The sequence below is a fragment of the Nostoc sp. DedSLP03 genome (assembly GCF_034530815.1).
Lineage (GTDB): Bacteria > Cyanobacteriota > Cyanobacteriia > Cyanobacteriales > Nostocaceae > Nostoc.
In genome coordinates this window covers 142,879-162,495 of the sequence record NZ_JAVRCK010000007.1, presented here as the reverse complement: position 1 = coordinate 162,495, position 19,617 = coordinate 142,879, and the positions used below count along the sequence as shown (strand labels likewise).

Annotated in this window: 15 protein-coding genes; all 15 read right to left on the bottom strand. The window is 38.7% G+C overall.

Translation table 11 applies throughout. From position 1 onward, the window contains the following. Positions 1-126 precede the first annotated feature (126 nt). The 15 genes from RM368_RS05600 to RM368_RS05530 all read right to left on the bottom strand — a co-directional run bounded on the left by RM368_RS05600 (position 127) and on the right by RM368_RS05530 (position 19,194). A complete protein-coding gene (locus RM368_RS05600) occupies positions 127-1,518 on the bottom strand; it encodes a DUF4910 domain-containing protein (RefSeq protein WP_322693139.1) in 1,392 nt (463 codons plus the stop codon). 183 nt (positions 1,519-1,701) lie between these two features. Next, positions 1,702-2,619: an NAD(P)-dependent oxidoreductase gene (locus RM368_RS05595; RefSeq protein ID WP_322693138.1), complete on the bottom strand. Its 918-nt coding sequence runs from the start codon at positions 2,617-2,619 to the stop codon at positions 1,702-1,704. Between the two features lie 35 nt (positions 2,620-2,654). Beyond that, a complete protein-coding gene (locus RM368_RS05590) occupies positions 2,655-3,539 on the bottom strand; it encodes a hypothetical protein (RefSeq protein WP_322693137.1) in 885 nt (294 codons plus the stop codon). 185 nt (positions 3,540-3,724) lie between these two features. Beyond that, a complete protein-coding gene (gene rfbC / locus RM368_RS05585) occupies positions 3,725-4,258 on the bottom strand; it encodes a dTDP-4-dehydrorhamnose 3,5-epimerase (protein WP_322693136.1) in 534 nt (177 codons plus the stop codon). 45 nt (positions 4,259-4,303) lie between these two features. Beyond that, entirely contained in the window at positions 4,304-4,957 is a 654-nt protein-coding gene (locus tag RM368_RS05580; protein WP_322693135.1) for a PIG-L deacetylase family protein, read from the bottom strand. Next, entirely contained in the window at positions 4,954-5,751 is a 798-nt protein-coding gene (locus RM368_RS05575) for a glucose-1-phosphate cytidylyltransferase (RefSeq protein WP_322693134.1), read from the bottom strand. The genes RM368_RS05580 and RM368_RS05575 overlap by 4 nt, the downstream gene beginning before the upstream one ends. A gap of 39 nt (positions 5,752-5,790) precedes the next feature. After that, positions 5,791-7,056, bottom strand: coding sequence for a class I SAM-dependent methyltransferase (locus tag RM368_RS05570; RefSeq protein ID WP_322693133.1), 1,266 nt, complete (start codon positions 7,054-7,056; stop codon positions 5,791-5,793). A gap of 19 nt (positions 7,057-7,075) precedes the next feature. Beyond that, positions 7,076-8,104: an SDR family oxidoreductase gene (locus RM368_RS05565; RefSeq protein WP_322693132.1), complete on the bottom strand. Its 1,029-nt coding sequence runs from the start codon at positions 8,102-8,104 to the stop codon at positions 7,076-7,078. A 3-nt stretch (positions 8,105-8,107) separates the two neighbouring features. After that, the gene (locus RM368_RS05560; protein WP_322693131.1) at positions 8,108-10,093 is read right to left on the bottom strand and encodes a tetratricopeptide repeat protein; all 1,986 of its coding nucleotides are present in this window, start codon (positions 10,091-10,093) and stop codon (positions 8,108-8,110) included. Between the two features lie 206 nt (positions 10,094-10,299). Next, positions 10,300-12,309 (bottom strand): tetratricopeptide repeat protein, encoded by a 2,010-nt coding sequence (locus RM368_RS05555; RefSeq protein WP_322693130.1) that lies wholly within the window; start codon positions 12,307-12,309, stop codon positions 10,300-10,302. A gap of 386 nt (positions 12,310-12,695) precedes the next feature. After that, a complete protein-coding gene (locus RM368_RS05550) occupies positions 12,696-13,976 on the bottom strand; it encodes a calcium-binding protein (RefSeq protein WP_322693129.1) in 1,281 nt (426 codons plus the stop codon). A gap of 108 nt (positions 13,977-14,084) precedes the next feature. Then, positions 14,085-14,255: a hypothetical protein gene (locus RM368_RS05545; protein WP_322693128.1), complete on the bottom strand. Its 171-nt coding sequence runs from the start codon at positions 14,253-14,255 to the stop codon at positions 14,085-14,087. A 6-nt stretch (positions 14,256-14,261) separates the two neighbouring features. Continuing rightward, positions 14,262-15,524: a nif11-class peptide radical SAM maturase 3 gene (locus tag RM368_RS05540; RefSeq protein ID WP_322693127.1), complete on the bottom strand. Its 1,263-nt coding sequence runs from the start codon at positions 15,522-15,524 to the stop codon at positions 14,262-14,264. A 67-nt stretch (positions 15,525-15,591) separates the two neighbouring features. Beyond that, positions 15,592-16,029 (bottom strand): Nif11-like leader peptide family RiPP precursor, encoded by a 438-nt coding sequence (locus tag RM368_RS05535; RefSeq protein ID WP_322693126.1) that lies wholly within the window; start codon positions 16,027-16,029, stop codon positions 15,592-15,594. Positions 16,030-16,101: 72 nt separating this feature from the next. Then, positions 16,102-19,194 (bottom strand): tetratricopeptide repeat protein, encoded by a 3,093-nt coding sequence (locus RM368_RS05530; protein WP_322693125.1) that lies wholly within the window; start codon positions 19,192-19,194, stop codon positions 16,102-16,104. Between the last annotated feature and the right edge of the window lie 423 nt (positions 19,195-19,617).

Below are 19,617 nucleotides of genomic sequence, written 5' to 3'. Positions count from 1 at the left end.
ACATTTTCTCAGAAATGGTAAATCTTCCAAAACTGGATGCTCCCGTTGACAATTCTTGTAAGCACGCTTTGATCCGTTCTTGTTTCTCTTGGTTCATAGTCAGCGATCGCACAGGGTTCTTTCCTTCTACATTTTCTCAGAAATGGTAAATCTTCCAAAACTGGATGCTCCCATTCTGACTTCTGAATTCTTCTTCAATAAGTCATGTGTTGATAATGTATCGGCAGCAGATTTAATTACATCAAATGACATCCCCGATTTTTCTGCAATATCTAATAGAGTATGCTGACCGTCAGATAAATTTAAAACCCACAGGATTGCCATTTCATTTAGCCCGCTATCTTTGTTACCACCAACTGTCCGATATATTCCTCTTTTACCTAACTGTGGCTCACATTTGGGATTTTGGTTGTAGTAGATTTCGTTATTGTTGAGGATATGCAACATCGAATGACATTGAAAGAATGACTCGGCTAGATATTGGGGTTGAACGAAATTTAAATCGTCTGCTGAGGTATGGTATTCAGGAAAAGTACCATGAGGCGATCGCATGAAGCAACCTACAGCTAAATTAAATCCAGGCGAGCAATATTGTCGCTCATCATAGCCATAGGGGAAAAAATCGATAATTTTGTGATCTTGTTTTGAGTTTTTCAGTACATAAGCAGCAACTTTATCGATTTCAGTGTTACCTCGACGGCTTTTTTTATAGGTAAAGTTGCCTGAATCTCCTAAACAAGTTAATACCAAGCCATGTTTAATGTTATTGACTTGAGCTTCATTAAGAGCCAACCATGTAATTGAGCCAATGGTTCCGGGAATCCAAATAAATCTATAGGAATATCTTGGTGTAGTTTGACTTAAATATCTAGCCAGAAAAGTAGCGATCGCAATTCCCGAAAGATTATCATTACACAGTGAAGGATGACAGGCATGGCAAGAAATCAAGATTTCATCAGTACTGTCTCCAGGAATATAATACTCACCATAAGTCAAATAACCTGGTTGCAGAGAAGAATCAATACATACTTCATATTCTTCATCTTCTAGTTGCAAATACTGATTATGAGTCAGGCAAAAACCCCAACTTTCCTTGTAATATGAAGTTCGGTAAGGAATCCAATTAGGATAATCGGCAAGTGTAAATAAATGTGATTTAAGTTCTGGAAGAGATATTTTTTGATGTATAGGAATACTATAGTTAACAACGTGCAAATTTGAATTAGTAAAATCTACAATCTTTTCACCTTGAGAGTTTTTAATATAGGCATCTTTAATATTCCACTCATTAGGGACTGTCCAATCAAATACCTCTGTTCCGGTTGGCACTTCATGAACTGACAAAGGAATATACTGCTGGAGAATTTTTAAAGTTTCTCTAAAACCATTACCTGTAATACTACGGCAAATGGGATATAAATCAGAAATTAGTTGGTAAATTTCTCGACTGATATCCTCTAAGTTAAAAGAATTTTTTAGCTCAATTAAATTAATATTCTGAAGTCTATCAGCAACCATAAATAGAATCCTTGTTAACTGGTGTATCTAATCTTTTATCCTGAAATCAAGGGGTATCCCTACGTCTACACGTAGTATCAATTGAGTTGGGGTTTAAATTCCCAACTTCAACTGTCTAAAATGTTTGAATTTTGTTAGCGCAGCGTTAGCGAGTCCGCGAGCGTCATTTTGAATTTTGAATTGTTAATGATGTTTTGTATACCAATCTACAGTCAATTCCAAGCCCTTCTTTAGAGGAATTAAAGGTCGCCAACCCAGTTTATCGTATGTATAAGCCGTATCAGCTACTCTTATTCTTTCCATCGGTCGCTCAGGTAAAGCACCAAATAGAGGCTGGATTTGAGGGTTAACCAGATTAACAAGCTGGGACACAACTGCATGAATGGGTACTAGTTCTCCCGAACCTAAATCGAATGTACAACCCTCTACACTAGGAACTTGTGTTACAGCCAGAAGTCCTGCAATCACGTCATCGATATAAATCCAATCAACTTGACGCTTTCCACTACTAAGTTTTGGAGCTTGCCCTTGCAACAAGGAAAGAATAACAGAAGGAACGATCTTATACACATTTTGTCCTGGCCCATAGGTCATAAAGGGTCTAACAAGAACTACAGGTGTCTGATAGAGTCGATGGAACATCCTACCATAAGTACTACTAGCAAATTTAGCAATAGCGTAAGGAGAAGAAGGAACTACTTCAGGACGATCTTGTTCTGGTTCTTCTAAAGAAGCTATTAACACAATGCGACTACAACCAATTTCGGCAGCTACCGTCAATAAGTTAATAGTACTAGTCAGTAAACTGTGAAAGGTAGGCAATATGAACTCTAGATTCGGAACTGCTGTCACAAGACCGGATAAATGGAAGATGAGGTCAGGTTTAATGCTGTGGAAAAGATTTTGAACAAACTTAATGTCTTCCATGTCACCGTGCCACCATCGCAAGCAGCTGATATCAGAAGTATGAAAACTGCGAGAAACAGCATGTACTTCTGCACCATCGTGGCATAAATGACGGACTAAATGAGATCCTAGAAATCCGCTAGCACCTGTAATCAGTATTGTTTGTCCAGACAATCTTTCAACAGAGTTCACCATTTATACAGACTGGAGTTGGGAAAACAAAAGTTATTCTACAAGAGATTGTTTGTTGTAGACAACAACAATGTGTCAGTAATCGGATAGAAGTCAGTGCCTCGTAAGAAGTCGCCTAAAGAAGTTCCTGTACAAGCTGAATCAATATTTGGCGCACCCTTTTGAGCTATGACATCATCAAAATGTACAGTTCTAAAGTCAATACTAAAACGGGTATATCCTGATGTGTTGGGAATAGTGGAGTGCATTTGCGCTCCTGAAAAGAGAATCATGCCACCGACTTGTGTGATTAACTGCAATTGCGGCTCCATTTCTAAAGTTTCCTCGGCATGGGGTTGCTTGCGCGTATCTGTTTTAATATGCAGTGCCGCATTTTTGCGACTTTCTTTAACCCACTGAGCGTAGTTATAATCCCTTGAGCTATTCTTAACTGGTTGACTCCAGTAGCGCGGATGGAATGCCATCGCATTCTCTGGGGTAATATCGTAGACAGGAATCCACCAGTTGATCTGGCACATAGGAGCAGAGTACCAGGTGTCACGATGAGGATGGAAAGCGTAAGCAATACCAGCAGTCAGATAGCGATCGCTGGTTGCTGTTCTCAGGCGAGGTACATCGAAATAGGTTTTGTTTAAGTCACATCCACTTTCTTTCAAGATACCTTGAATGAGTTGTTTAGATTCAGGGTGATGGATAAAAGCTGGCTTGAGTTGTGCTAAAATATCAACGTATTTCTCTACAGGCAAGCTATGTTGTGCATCTCTTGGATCTAAAGGGGCAAATGCTTCTTCAACCATGCCACGAGCAAAATCGCATAGAGCGATCGCACTGGCGCAAGGAGAAAAGACAAACACTTGTCCATCATAAAGATGCTTGCGTCTGATTTCATCACTAAAAATCGAATCAAAATAAATTGTACTCACTTCGCCCTCATTTGCTGTAACAAAATTTGAACACAGTATTAAGTATGAAAATCAAAATTTAATTTTTCAAATTTTGATTTTCTGTGTCTGTGCGCCTCTGTGCGTTCCTAATCCTATATTTACTCAGTAACTATATATTTATTAAATTGCTCTTAAAAGTCTTACATCACCGTAGGCGTTTCAATTTATTTCGATTCAAATAAACTCCAAGACCGATCTTTATCCGAAATTTCAGTCACAGATAGAGGCCATTCAATACCAAAAGCTGGGTCATCATAGCGATACCCGTCAGCATATTTTGGTGCATAAAAGTCACCCATTTGATACATCACCTCCGTCTCATCGCTGAGAGTTTGAAAACCGTGAGCACACCTATCTGGGATATAGAGAGCAAGACGATTTTCAGCAGTTAACTCTATACCAATATGAGATAAATAGCTAGGAGAATCTGGACGCAAATCGATAATTACATCATAAATAGCTCCCCTGATACAACGCACCAATTTTGTTTCCTGAGAAGGAGGCATTTGATAATGCATACCCCGCAATGTTCCTTTTTTATAGTTAAAAGATAAATTGCATTGGGCAATAGTAGGTTTTAAGCCACGATCTTGAAATTCCTGAGTACAGAAACTCCGAGCAAAAAAGCCGCGAATATCTTGGTGCAGTTCTAAATCAACAATAAATGCTTCTTTTATTTTAGTTTCAGTGAAAATCATAAATATTACAAATTATGAAAAGAAATTAAAATTATTTCTAATTTTCTAGAAAAACATTTTTCGACAGTAAAATGCTTCAGCATATTTACTCGGTGAATTTGATTCAATCCCACGAATTCTGAGAATTGCACGAAAAGTCTCTTCTGTAAACCACTGCTTATTATTTTGGGTAGCAAACGCATCCAAAATATATTGAATTTTTCGATGGCAGAGTGTTTCATTTAAATGAACAAATAAATTAGGAATACCCAAATCACCGTCATATTTGGGTATTTCATATTCTAAAATTAAATGATTTCTAAAGGTATTCCAAGTCAAGTCAGAAATTAAGCGGTGATCTTGGTGGCGATCGTCTCGATGATGAGTAAAGATGATATCTGGTGAAAATTCCTGCTTCAACTGTTCAAAACATTCCTTTACCTTTATCCCTTCAAAAGGCAGAAAGCCATCTCGAAAATTTTTAATGATAATTTTCTTAACTGGGATTTCTTTTAAGAATAGATTAGCACTTGCAGTTGCTTCCTGCGCTCTTTGCTCATTGGAACTAAAAACAACCCAATAGATAACAACATCTTGATAACTCTCTATTAGCTTTAAGATTGTGCCTCCACAACCAATCTCGATATCATCACAATGAGAACCGAGACAAAGAATTTTGTACTCAGATTCTTCTGTCTTATTTAACCTAAGTTGGATCATAGATGGCTAACTTCTAGTTGTTCATCTCCCCATACTTCCCAAGGTCTTTCGCCTTGAGCATACATATCATCTAACTGTTGCTTCTCTTTAAACGTATCCATTACTCCAAAAAAGCCAGTGTATCGATACGCAAAAAGTTCTTTTTTGGCAATCAGTCTTTGAAAAGGTTCAAGAACAAGTTCTTCGCCACGATTAATGTAGTTAAAAATCTCTCTTTTAAAGATAAAATATCCTCCATTAATCCAAATATCACGTTGCTTGACCTCATTGATATCCTTTACCAAACCATCCTCATCCATATCAACTAGATGAAAACTTTGGCTAGGTCTAACACACAAAAAACTACCAATTTTATCACGCTCATAAAAATGATTAATATACGTTGGCAGATGCAAGTCTGTCAAACCATCACTGTAGTTAGCTAAAAATACTTCTTCTCCTTCTAAATACTTTTCTACTGCCTTAAATCTTTGTCCAATATTGGCAGTTAACCCTGTATCTACAAATGTGATATTCCAATCTTGAATATCCCGATTAAATAACTGAATGTTGCTGCCATTGGAAAGGCTAAAGTTATTAGAAAGCCATTCATTGTAATTCAAAAAATAGCTTTTAATTAAATCAGCTTTGTAACCAAGACATAAGATAAAATCTTTGTGCCCATAGTGAGCATAGTATTTCATGACATGCCATAATATTGGTCTATAACCAATATTTACCATTGGCTTAGGAATACTTTCTGAATACTCTCTCATTCTAGTTCCTAAACCACCGCAAAACAAAACTACTTTCATGTCACTTACCCCTTTTTGATAATAAAAAATATCAAATACTTAAGAGTAGATATTAACTTCCGGAATTGGTACAACAAATTGCCCTCCCCAATCCCGAATGTAAGCCATTTGTGTCATAATTTCATTTTTCAGATTCCAGGGCAAAATTAGTATATAGTCAGGCTTTGTTTCGGCAATTTTGTCTGGATGAAAAATCGGAATATGAGTTCCTGGTAAAAATTGACCCTGTTTATAAGGATTACGGTCTACTGTATAGTCAAGAAAATCTGTGCGGATACCACAATAGTTTAAAAGAGTATTTCCCTTACCTGGAGCACCGTAACCAACAATCGATTTTCCCTCTCGCTTCACTTTAATCAAAAAATCTAATAAGTTGCGTTTAGTTTCTTTAACTTGTTCTCCAAAGGAAAAATAGTATTCTAATTGCGTAAAACCAGCCGCTTTTTCTCTAGATTTTAGTTCTGATACTTGGTCGCTAATAGGTTTAGAAGAGTCTTCATTGTGGCGGGCATAAATTCTCAAAGAACCACCATGAGTAGTTAATTCTTCTACATCAAAAATTGTCAAGCCGTGAGCAGCAAAAATCTTATCTACGGTAATAAAGGAAAAATAAGAGAAATGCTCGTGGTAAATAGTATCAAACTGATTTTCCTCGATTAACCGCATCAAGTGGGGAAATTCCATAGTAATTACACCATGCGGTTTGAGGATAATTTTCATCCCTTTGACAAAATCATTCAGATATGGTGTGTGAGCGAGGACATTATTTCCGAGTAATAAATCTGCTTGTTTACCCTTAGCGACTTGTTCTTTTGCTGTCTCCTGACCAAAAAATTTGACAACTGTAGGAATACCTTTTTGAATTGCTACCTCAGCTACATTTGCTGCTGGTTCGATTCCCAGCGCTGGGATGCTTTTGGCTACAAAGTATTGCAGTAAGTAGCCATCATTGCTAGCAATTTCTATGACCTGACTTTCCTGGTTTAATTGAAAACGTTCTACTACTAAATCAACATATTTTTTAGCGTGTTGTAACCAGCTATCAGAGTAGGAAGAGAAGTAAGCGTAGTCACTAAAAATGTTTTCTGGACTAATGTATTCTTGGAGTTGAACTAAAAAACACTTCTCACAAACATAGACATGCAGAGGATAAAATGGCTCTACTTCATTGAGTTGTTTGAGACTACGATAACTTTCGCAAGGAGGAGACATACCTAAATTTACGAAGGTATGGTGTAAGCCTGTCCCACAGAATAGACAGTTACCAGTTATTAATTGATTATTTGTTGGCTGTAGTAAATTCATAACTTATTATATGAAATTTTTAAACAGTCTGCCAAAAGAAATCTCGATCGATTTGCTGAGTGCGAATGAGGTATTCTAATTGTTTCAGGCGAGTAAAACCTCTAGACTCAAATGTTTTTTTATCCATATCAATTTGTTGGAAGACATTATAGAGTTGTTGGGCACCGCGTTGGGCATCCCATTCACATTTGAATCCCGGTAAATTTTGGTTAATTTTATCAAATAAAACTCGATAGCTGCGGTTATCGGGATCGTGTTTACCAAAGCTCAATTGACAATCTGTAAAGACATCTGCAACTATTTGAGCAATTTGTTTGACTTGATAGTTGCTATTTGTATCGCCGACGTTGAAAATTTGGTTGTGAATTAGATCGCGCGGAGCTTCTAAGGTACAGATAATTGCTTTGCAGATATCTAATAAATGCACTAGGGGACGCCAAGGTGTACCGTCGCTGTTCATCTTGATTTCTTTAATTGTCCATGCCCAACCGGCTAGATTGTTTAAGACAATATCAAAGCGCATTCTGGGAGAAGCGCCATAGGCTGTAGCATTTCGGAGAAAGGTGGGAGAAAAGCTATCATCAGCAAGGAGTTTTACATCCTGTTCGACAAGTGCTTTGCATTTGGCATAAGCTGTTTGGGGATTGATAGCAGACTCTTCGCTAACGTAATCTTCAGTGGCAAAACCATAGACACTGCATGATGAAGTATAGACAAAGCGTTGAATTCCGGCTGCTTTCGCCAGTTTTGCTATATGTACTGAGCCTTTGTGGTTGATATCGTAGGTGATATCAGGGGCTAACTGACCTAAAGGGTCGTTAGAGAGTTCTGCCATGTGAACTACTGCTTCTACACCTTGCAGGTCTTCTATTGTAATGTGGCGAATGTCTTTGTTGAGGGTTTTGGCAGTTAGCTTGGTGCCGTTATATAGCCAACCTACTTTATAGAAGCCAGTATCTAAACCAATAACTTCATAACCTTGTTGGAGCAACAGGGGAGCTAATAATGAGCCGATATAGCCTTCAGTTCCAGTTACAAGTATTTTCATATCCTATAGTGCGATCGCAGTTTGTGGGGATTTTAATTCAGTAGGAATATTGTCTGGAATATTTTCTCCAGGAATAGCAAGCAACTTGGTAGCAATCTCATTGCGTAAGGGAGCAGCTTCATCTTTAGTCAACCAAGCAAATAACTTTGCTACTGCTTCAGGAGAACAATCGATTTTTAGAGCTTCTTGGAGCATACGCAAAGCACCAGTCAGATTATCGGCTCTTAGAGGAATAATTACCTTACTTTCTAGAAGATATTCAAAGTTATAGCTACGGGCTTTTGCTGTCATCTCTGTACAGAGATCCTCAGGAAGATAGCTCTCTGTAATCTCGATAGCACGGCGAAGAAATACTGCATGATTTCCTGTCAAAAAAAGATCATTCGATCTTTTGTTAGTGTACAAACTTGTATCTACGCGATAACAAGCCAAAATTTCTGGTTCATACCAACAATCATAAAAAGTAGCAATCCGTTTACATACTTCCCACCCGTTAAGATCGCTCAACTCAGAACAATATCCCCCTAGTATTTCATAGGTTTGCCGACGAACAACTATTGCCGAGGGTCTCAATGGATTTGTCACTACAATCTGTAATAGCCAATTTTCAATAATACCTCTATGCTCTCCATACCAGTCACAAATATCCCCTTTGGAAAGAAATACCCCTTTTTCGTTAATATTATCAAAACCTGTGAAAGCTGTTCCAATAGAATCCGAACAATTCTCCAAACTTTCCTTGAGTTGGGAATAAAAACCAGGGAGAACATAATCATCATCGTGAAGTATGTGAATCCATTGCCCTCGACTGAGTGTAATACCTGTGTTATGGTTTCCCGCTAATCCAATATTTTGCGAATTACGGTAGTAGCTTACTATACCTCTGCCAATAGAATTCACTAGATCGAAAAGTGGCGGCGTACTGGCATTATCCATTACCAGAATTTCCATTTCTTCTTCTCCAGTCCATTGTGCTAAAACACTAGCTAGACATTCGAGAAGATAGTCGGTGCGTTTATATGCAGGAATCACCACACTCCAGAATGGCCTCTTTTTTTCACTAGCCACAACGGCTGGAATCTTGGGAAACTTATAGTTTCCCACAATTACCTCCTCTTGAGGAAGCTCTGGTGTAATCGGCACTTCCTGATGTTTGTCGGTTTCTGCATCAGGTACAAACGCTTTGAGGTAGTGGGGATTGGTGAGCTTCAACCCTTGTTGATAGGCAGATATTGCCTCTGGTAATTTATTTTGATCTTGGTAAATTTTGCCTAATTTGAAGTAAATTTCTCCGTTGTGAGGATAGAGTTCCAATATTTTTTCATAAGAGGCTACTGCCTCTTCAAAATCACCTTGTTGTTGAAGCGCAATTCCCAAGTTATAGTGAGCATCAAGCAAATCAGGCTGTAAAGCGATCGCAACTCGATAGTAAGCCACAGCAGTCTTTAAATCTTTTACTTTATGCCGACTTCTACCTAACTCATTGTTTAACGTCGCGTATTGAGCCTGTTGTTGGGCAGAAAGCTTTCCTTGGGCGTGCAATGCGTTACCCAAATTCGCGTCAGCTTCAATACAGTTGGGCTGTAACTCTAATGCTTTTTGATAGCAAGCAACTGCCTCTTCCCATTTGCCTTGTAGTTGCAAGGTATAGCCAAGGTTATTATAAAGTGGCGCTGAGTCTGTCTTTAGTGCTATGGCTTGCTGATATGCTTCCACGGCTGCTGGTAACTGACCTTGGGCTTGATATAAATTACCTAGACTGAACCAAGCCTTGACGGAGTTGGGCTGAATCTGGAGGAGTTCATTCAACAACTGTTCAGCATTTTGAAACTGACCGACTTGCTGTGCCAGCATGCCTAACCCATATAAAGCTTCTGGGTGGTTAGGCTCTTTTTCCAAAATCTGACGGTACAGTTGTTCGGCTTTGGTTAAATCATTAGCTCTATGATGTTTCGATGCTATTTGGAGAGATTCAGTAATTGTTGTCATTTTAAGTATTTTTATGATTTATTACTCCCAGTTTGCTCATTTTCTAGGCAGTTATAAAAAAGACGGAATGTAAAAATAAGGGTTATAACGTTTGTCCCAGATTGCGATCGCTATTATCAAAAACCTTATTTCTACGTCATTTACTAATTTCTCTAACTTCAAAAAAAATGGGCGAACTCCCAGTATTTAGTTAAGGTTTTAACTATCTAATTATCGAGAGGCAAACAGATCAACCTGAAGGCGATCTCATCCCTCAGAGGAGTGGCAACATCTGTTCTCAGCCAAGCAAATAATTGCGCTAGTGATTCAGCAGACCGATCGATTTTGAGGATCTCTTCAAGGGTGCGAAAAGCGCCAGTCAGATGACCAGCCTTGAGAGGAACTTCTGTATCTGCTAAACAATTAATAAAGTAATGTTTACGTGATTGTGCTGTAATTCCTGCACAAAGATCGGCTGGAAGATAACTTTCAGAAATCTCAATAGAACGACGGATAGATGCTACCCGATCTCCAGATAAGGAAAGTTCAGTTCTCATACTTTGGGAATGCACGCGATAGTGAACCAAAATTTCTGGCTCGTACCACCAATCATAGAAGGTAGCGATCCGTTTATAGATTTCCCAGTCGAGAGTAGAGGTTAATTCTGGATGATATCCACCTAGCCGTTCATAGGTTGTTCGACGAATCACAACAGCAGGTGGATTCAATGGGTTTGCAACACCAACATATAGTAATAAATCTGAAACTATACCTTTATCTGTTCCGTATAATTGTTGACGGAAAGTAATTTCTCCTGTTTCATTGATATTTTCATAACCTGTAAAAGCTGCTCCAACGGAATCTGGACAACCTTCGAGACCTTGCTTGAGGCGAGTATAAAAACCTGGCAACACGTAGTCATCATCATGAAGTAAGTGAATCCACAATCCTCGACTATTAGTAACTCCTGCATTCCAAGTTCCCTGCTGTCTGAGATTTTGCGGATTGCGGTAATAGCGTACTATACCTCGCCCGATCGCATTTACTAGTTGATATAGAGGTGGCGTACTTGCATCATCAATCACAACAATTTCCATTTCCTCAATACCTGACCATTGAGCTAGGACACTGACTAAGGACTCTAGCAGATAGTCAGGACGTTGATATGCAGGAATAACCACACTCCAAAAAGGTCGCTTGTCTTCCGTTTCTGATACTGTAGGGATTAGTGGAAAGGAATACTTACCTATTTGCACTTCTCCATGAGGCAATAGAGGAGTTACTGATATCTCATCTGTGTTTTCTAGTGCTTGGGTAGCTGCTGCTACTTTGGCATAGTGGGGATTAATTAGCTTTAACCCGTGTCGATAAGCAGAAATTGCCTGTGGTAAATTATTCTGCTGTTGGTAAATTTTGCCTAAATTAAGGTAAACTTCTCCATAATTGGGATTAAGTTCTAAGAGGTTTTGATAGGATGCGATCGCCTCTTCTAATTCCCCTTGTTCTTGCAGCGCTAACCCCAAGTTATAATGGGCTTCTAACAAATTTGGTTGTAGTGCGATCGCTTGCTTGTGACTAGTAACAGCATTTTTCAGATCCCCTGCTTTTTTCCGGGCAACACCCAATTGATTATTTAATTGTGCATAGTATATTTTTTGATTGCTGGAGAGCTTACCTTGAGCGTGTAACGCATTGCCTAAATTAGTCTCTGCTTCGATAAAGTCTGGCTTTAACTCTAGAGCTTTTTGATAATAGTTAATTGCTTCTTCAAATAATCCTTGTTGTTGCAGAGTATAACCCAAGTTGTTGTAAATTGGTAATGAATTAGGTAATAAAACTAAAGCTTGCCGATAAGCTTTCTCTGCTTCGGAAAACTGTTCTTGAACTAAATGCAAATTACCTAAACTGAACCAAGTTTTTACAGAATTTGGTTGGACTTGTGAAGCCGCACTTAGCCACTGTTCCGCAGTTTGGAGTTGCCCTATCTGTTGCGCTAACATCCCTAAACCATATAAAGCTTCATGGTTATCGGGTTGTTTTTCTAGAACTTGACTATACAGCAGTTCTGCCTCCAATAAACTATTGTCTCTTTGCTGTTGAACTGCTAGTTCAAGGATTTCAGCTACTTCTGTTTGATTTAGCGATTCAGCTTCATCCTTGTCACCTGACTGATGCTTTTGTATCGCAATTTGAATAAGAGATTTAACTCTAGATTCTGAAATATTTGTAGTACTCATAACCTTGTAGTATCTATAACTATATTTGAATTTGATATTATATTGTTATAGATTACTATAATTTCAGAAGATAAGTGATAACTATTAATAAAATATTTTACCTATTTTTGTTTGTTAATCAAGCAAGGCTATTCAATTAAAATAAGGGAGAGATTTTGTCAACAGTATGGACAAGAAATAAGCCTGAAGCTAGCGATCGAACATTACCAAGTTAAGTAATTTAAGTGCGTACACCATAGGGTTTGCTGTTGGTAAAACCTCTCCCAGAAAAGGTATCGACATTTTCTTGTACAATCAGATTTTTTTACTCACCCGATTGTTTTGACTGAGATGCTTGTAAATCAAAGTTTGTTAGGAAATGAAACGAGCAATTAGCCTTAAGCAAATTATATTACCGAGCTGAGATCGCTTGCACTCACGTTTGAAAATAGTATGCTTTGTTGAGGATTATTACCGATAGACAAAGTATTACCGATAGACAAAATATTACCGATAGATAAAGTATTTAAGGTGAGAAGAGCGCCATCACTGGTATCTGTGATGTTACCTCGACTTCCCCAACCATCTAATACAAGCTTGTCAACACCAACCTGGAAATCTTGAATAACATCAAAGTCTTTTTTCAACAAGATATCGCTACGTTTGAAAGTAAATGTGTCATTACCATCGCCACCAATTAAGACATCATTACCACTACCACCATTTAGAGTATCATTGCCTTTACCGCCATAGAGTGTATCATTGCCATCGCCACCATTTAGCAAATCATTACCTTGGCCGGCGTCGAGGTTATCATTACCTCTGTTTCCAGATAGCTTATCATCCCCCAAACTGGCATAAAGTTTGTCCGCACCGTTGGTTCCCGTCAGATTATCCTTCCGAATCGTGCCATAGATAACATCTCTACCCAGGTTGCCGATTAAAGTATCTCCTGCCAATTCAACAGAACTAGTATTAATTTTGACTATAGTTAGGTTGGTTTTGCGATTAAAATTCCGCTCATAAGTCCCAACAGCATTACCATTTAGGAAATCAGTACCATTGTCGCCATCAATATCATCATCTTTATCACGACTCTCAATTGTGACATTGCGACTCCGACCAAATGTTAGATCCCCGATTTGGTCGGAGGAAACTAATTTACCCTGGATGCCAAAATAATCTAAAACTTTGGCCCTGTTAGGATTTGTGGTATCTAATACCAAAAAAGTTGTTGTCGATTGGCCCTTGTTATATTCAACGTCAGGATTTTCAATTTCTTTAGCTGCCAATTTTAAATTTGCTGAAAAATCAAAAGAGAAGCTTTCATTACGACCAACCGCAAAACTAGCAAGTACCTTTGCTTCACTGTTAGAAGTACCTTCAAATTGACCACTTAATCCAACTACAGCAGCTTGAGTGAAAAGTGATGAAAAAGTTGGATCAAAACTTGCTTGAGCCTCAGCAATTGCAGCAGTTATCCCACCTTTAACTAAGGTATCTGCCTGAGTAGCAGTTAAAATGCTTGCAGCACTTTCACTATAGTTAGAAAAAGTAGCATCACCTTCAGCGGTAACAAAATTAGGACTAGGATCGGGCTTGGGATCGGGCTTATTGTTGAGATTAGTTCTACCATTGAAAGAAAGTAACTTTGGAATTGTCAGTGTTAGACTTACTCTTGATGCCATAAAAAACCTGTGTTGATTTTGTGAGTTAACAAATTTGCGCGTAAATATCTGGGGAGTAATTCTCTCCTAATTTACGAGCTAAAGCTCTTGATATACCTAATGAATCTGTTAGCTTTTATCCAGGGTTTGCTTCGCTTTTAACAGCACTTTGAAATAGGTTAATTGACTATTCCAAGCGGAACGTGGAAGCAGTGGGATTTTCTCTAATTCTTCAGATGGTGATGACTTAAGGTCAGTTTTTTTCTCTGAAATTGTGTTAATTTCGGAATTTTCTGCCATGATTTATTATCTCACAAATGAGTAATAAAATTCGGGTTCTTGTTGCCAACTTTCCGACCACTGAATGCTGTCAGCAGTAAAGTGTAAGCGGTCGTTTGCTGGCAATAAAGTATCTGTATGCTCGACAATTAGCTCAAATTCACCATTATCAAATGGCAATCCTTGCGCCTTTACTTTGGGTACTACACGCTCTCTCATACCTTGTTTGGCATGAACAAGAGCGCGATGATGACAGTAAGGATTATTACCTCTCTTATTAAAGAAAACATGGGCTGTCCAACTGCAACCCCCACGACAAAGTTCAGCATATTCGCAGGTTTTACAGAAACCCCACAGGTGTTTTGTACCTTCAGGTGTTCCTGCTCCTAGATTGAAGCGTAGTTCTTCTGCACCTTCGATAATATCATGCAAGGTATGTTCTCGAATGTTACCACCTGTATAAGCAGTAGTCGGCAGTGAGGGACAACCCTTAATCGCTCCGTCAGCTTCAATTCCCAAAGTGGAAAGTCCTGCACCGCAACCTTGCCAAAATGAGAAGTCATCCTCCTTTCCTCGTCCCCGCAACAGTCGTTCATCAGGGCCGTAGTAACCAATATTATTTCCCGCCTGAAGTTGCACGCCTTCTTGGTAAGCACGACGCGCCACACGGGCAAGCATGGGGTAGATATCTAATAGTTCGTAGGGTTGGAGGAGGATATCTGCGTTATCGGCTGCATTTCCCATTGGTACAGTTAATTGAACTTGCCAAGCACGAGCACCTGCATCACGAATGCACTCATAGATGCACGGAAACTCTGGCGCTGAGAGGCGATTAATTTGGGTGTTGCAACCAAAAGAAATACCGACTTCTCGCAGATGACTCATGGTCTTAAATGCATATTTCCAAGAGCCTTTCTTTCCCCGCAGGCGGTCATGAGTTGCTTCCAAGCCATCAATAGAAACAGAGACGGTACGAATTCCCGCTTCCTTCATTTTTTGGGCGGTTTCTAAGGAAATGCCATAACCGCCTGTAGTCATACCACATAACATTCCCGCCTCGTTGATAGCTTTGGCAATTTCCAGCCAGTCTGGACGCAGAAATGCTTCACCACCAATGAGAGTAACTTCTTTAATTCCAACTTCTGCCATCTGCTTGACGAGATCCAAAGCTTCTTCTGGGGAAAGTTCTTTGGCGCGCTCATGTCCTGCACGGGAACCACAGTGACTACAAGCTAGATTGCACTTTAAGGTAATTTCCCAAACTGCGTAGCTTTTACGGTGATATGTCATAGGTTAACTCTCAATCTCAACCCTTGAAATAAACGAACGAATTCTATTTCTTCATCGTTTTATCGGGTTATTGTACTTCTGTTGGGCTAACTACTCCATATAACGCTTGTACAGGTGGAATTTTTCCTATGGGAAGTGGCCATGGCTTTGGATTTGGTTTAGGAATCCATTTACATTTTTTAACTGGTGTTTTTCCACCTTCTTCGGGAGGTGAGACTACAACACCATACAATGGCTGAAGGACTGAATCCTTATTGTTTGTAAGCCCGCCAAAGGCTCCTAGTAATTCGTCTTCACTAAGGTCGTCAAACTGGCCTAGTTCTTTTAACTCCAAGATTTTAATTGAGGCTGTTTCAAATTCTTCTTGAGAAAAATTATAGCCACCTTCTTCCATGACTTTTATCACTTCCTCAATCTTATCACTCATCAATTGAGTGTAAAAAGCCTCGTCTTTGACTAGTCTTACCAGGAAGTCTTTAACTTTCTCGAAAATTGTTAATGACATAAATTTTACCCCCTTAATTTGAAAGTTGAAGTTTAGATTGATGAAAATTGACGATCGCATCAAATAACCCGTTTAGCTAGAAACTTTTAGTGGGTCCACTTGTGTAACTTTTTGTTGTTGGTTTTGGTAAATCTCTCCTAATTTAATGTTGGCTTCCTGGTGTTGGGGATTGAACTCCAAAGCTTTTTGATAGCAAGCAATCGCTTCTTCTAGCTTTCCTTGTGCTTGCAGTGCCACCCCCAAGTTATAATGGGCATCTACCAAATCAGGCTGTATTGCGATCGCACTTCGATAGTAAGCAATAGCAGTTTGCCAATCAGCTGCTTCTTGGTGGCCAATGCCCATCTGATAATTCAATTCTGCGTAATAGGCTTGTTTCTCTGGTGAAAGCTTCCCTTTAGCAAACAGTGCATTCGCTAAATTGATTTCTGCTTCTATGCAGTTGGGCTGAAATTCCAGAGCTTTTTGATATGATGCGATCGCATCCTCCCACTTCTGTTGTTGTTGCAAGGTGTAGCCCAAATTATTGTATATTGTCCCTGCATCTGGTCGTAAAGTAATAGCTTTTCGGTAAGCTGCTTCAGCTTCTGGTAACTGTCCTTGACCTTGCAGCAAATTGGCTAAACTAAACCAAATTTTCACGGAGTTAGGCTGAACTTGCGAAGCTGCACTCAAATGCTTCTGAGCTTCCTCCAACTCACCTTTCTGCTGTAGCAGCATCCCTAAATTGTATAATGCTTCTGAATAGTCTGGTTGTTTTTCGATCGCTTGACGATATAGCTGTTCAGCTGTATCTAGGCGATTAGCTCGATGATCTTGAAGTGCAAGTTGAAACAGTTCAGCAACATCTTGAGCGTTAAATTGTCTTGGTTTATTAACCAGCTGCAAAATAAAATCTTCCAGCGCTCTAACTGGCTTTAAATCGCCATATAATTTATGTTTATTTTCTGCAACTTGCTGAGAAATATATTGCCGATATTTAGCATCTTTCCCCAGACGGATGGCAATTTGGACGTATTCTGATTTATTTGAAGCGATCGTCTCTTCGATACCCATCATCTGTAAAATTGCTAGAGAATGGCGCGATCGCATCAACTCTCCTGGTAAAGTGACAACCGGAATATTATGAGCAATAGATTCGAGAGTGGAGTTACATCCAGACCAACCAATACTATCTAAAAAGATATCTGCTAAGGCTGTAGTCCCTGCAAACTTCCTATTATTTAGTGCAGACAAAAATAAACAATGATTTTGATAATCCAACCCTAATGCTGCAAAAGCATGGTTTAAGCGCTGGCGAAATACTTCTGTAGTCTCTTCGCTTGAGTTTTTAATAAATACAAATTTAGAATTTTCTAACTCTTTAGCAATTAAGGGAAAAACGTCGTCATGATTGGGCAAATATTTATATAATGATTGACAACACCAGAAGAAAATATCATCCTCTTTTAAACCTATATCTGGTTTCTTAATTTTTTCGGGTTGAATTGCTAAAGGCATGTAATGAATAGATAGATTGGGTAATCTAACTAATTTTTCTGTATAATGTTCTTGAGCATTTTCTGGTTCCATTAATTCACTGCTCAAGTAATAGTCAATTGTCGGGAGTCCACTAGTCTCAGGGTGTCCCCAAGATGTCATTTGAATTGGCGCTAATCTCAAACAACCCAGTTTGATCGTCATTGGGTCCATCCCAAATTCTGGGAAAATCAGGATATGTAATTTATCTTGTGTTATTATCTCGCACCATTGTTCAACTGAGCGAACACCTTGAACTAATTTATCAAAAGCCTTGGCTGCACTAACTGTTGAGTTATCTGTTTTGCCCCCAGTGTAATAACCAAATAATTCAAACTCACTTCGATCTATATTTTCTACCCAACCTTTAATCGGGATTTTCCAATTAGAATGACTAGATAAAAATCCGGATACAATACCAATACGAACCTTTTGATTTTTATCTAAATTTGGCAGAACAAGCGGCTGGCTATCTTGGGAATAGCGACTCGACATAATCTGGAAAATCATTTCCCCATAAGTTCGCTGTAAACCTTGGTCATTTAAGCCTTGATATGCCAAGAAAAAAGGCTGAAATGTTCCCACAGCCTCAGATGCTTTTGCTCGTTCTTCCCGATCGGTTAATTCATAATATTTAGCTAAATTTTGCAAATACTGTTGATACTGATTTCGCCTGAATGCAATTTCATCAACACTAGAATAGATAATTGGTAGTTGGCAGATACAAGCACCAAATTTAGCCATATCATAGTTTGGCGTCACCTTGACGGCTTGCTCAAATGCTTGGACTGCTGCTTCTGTTTTGTTAATATCTATAAATGCTATTCCTAAGTTGCAATAGATGTAATCAATATCAGAGCGAATTTTAATAGCTTGTTGAAAGGTTTCTATGGCAACATCAAATTTATTTTGTTCCCTAAAAATGTTTCCCAAATTGTTATAGGTAGTTGCCAAATCAGGTTGAATGCTTAAAGCTTTTTCGTAAGCTTCTATTGCTTCTTCAAATCTTCCTTTTTCCTGGAAAAGATACCCTAAGTTATGATAGGCGTGATGATAGTCTGGTTGAATTTTTAGTGCTTGTTTGTAAAAATCGATAGCATCATTGAATCGCCCTTGTTGTTGGAGTACTTCTCCTAAATTAGTATGAGATGATACTAAATCTGGCTGCAATGCAATAGCTTGGCGATAATATAACTCTGCTATCTTGAAATCGCCTGCCTCTTGCCTATTTAAACCAAACTGCTCATTCAACTCTGCGTAGTGGACTTGTTCTTCTGGTGACAGCTTTCCTTGAATGTGGAGAATATTGCTAATATTGATTTGCACTTCTATGCTGTCAGGGAGAATTTCCAGTGCTTTTTCATAACAGGCGATCGCTTCTTCTAGCTTACCCTGTTGTTGCAGAGTAAACCCCAAGCTGTTGTATATTGCCCCTACTTCTGGCTGTAATTGCAAGGCTGCTTGAAAAAATTGTTCTGCATTTTGATATTGTCCCCGTTGCTGCGCCAGCAGACCTAATCCATATAATGCCTCTGACTGCTTGGGATCTACATCTATAATTTGACGATAAATCTCTTCGGCTTGGGCGAAGCGCTTGGTTTGATGATACTGACTTGCGAGTTGGAGAGCATCAGGAATTGTAGTCACGTCGCTTTGCTCCAAATTCAAAATTAAGAATCTCCATAAATAAACTTAGGAGCTTATATCCTTTTATTTATGGGCTATAATTTCTACAATCTTTTTTAGTTAAAATGTCTTTTGTTACTATATCTGCAAAGAACTCAAGCTTTTGAAACTTATAACTGATATCGATTGATATCATGTCTGCTTGATTACTTCCTAAACTTAATTAAAAGGAATTTTACTCTTCTCTACCTTTCGGGGGTCTACGAGAAGCTTAAGGCTACGGTAAAGTGTTCCTCTTATGACTATTAGCCCAGAGTTTTAATTCAGGGCGGGCAAACAACACAGACTGCAAACTGAATTTAAAATTAAATGTTGTAAGTTGTAAAATTTTATTGCGTAAACAGTTATTTAAGACCAAAGGACACCTTTTTGGTAAAAGCCGAA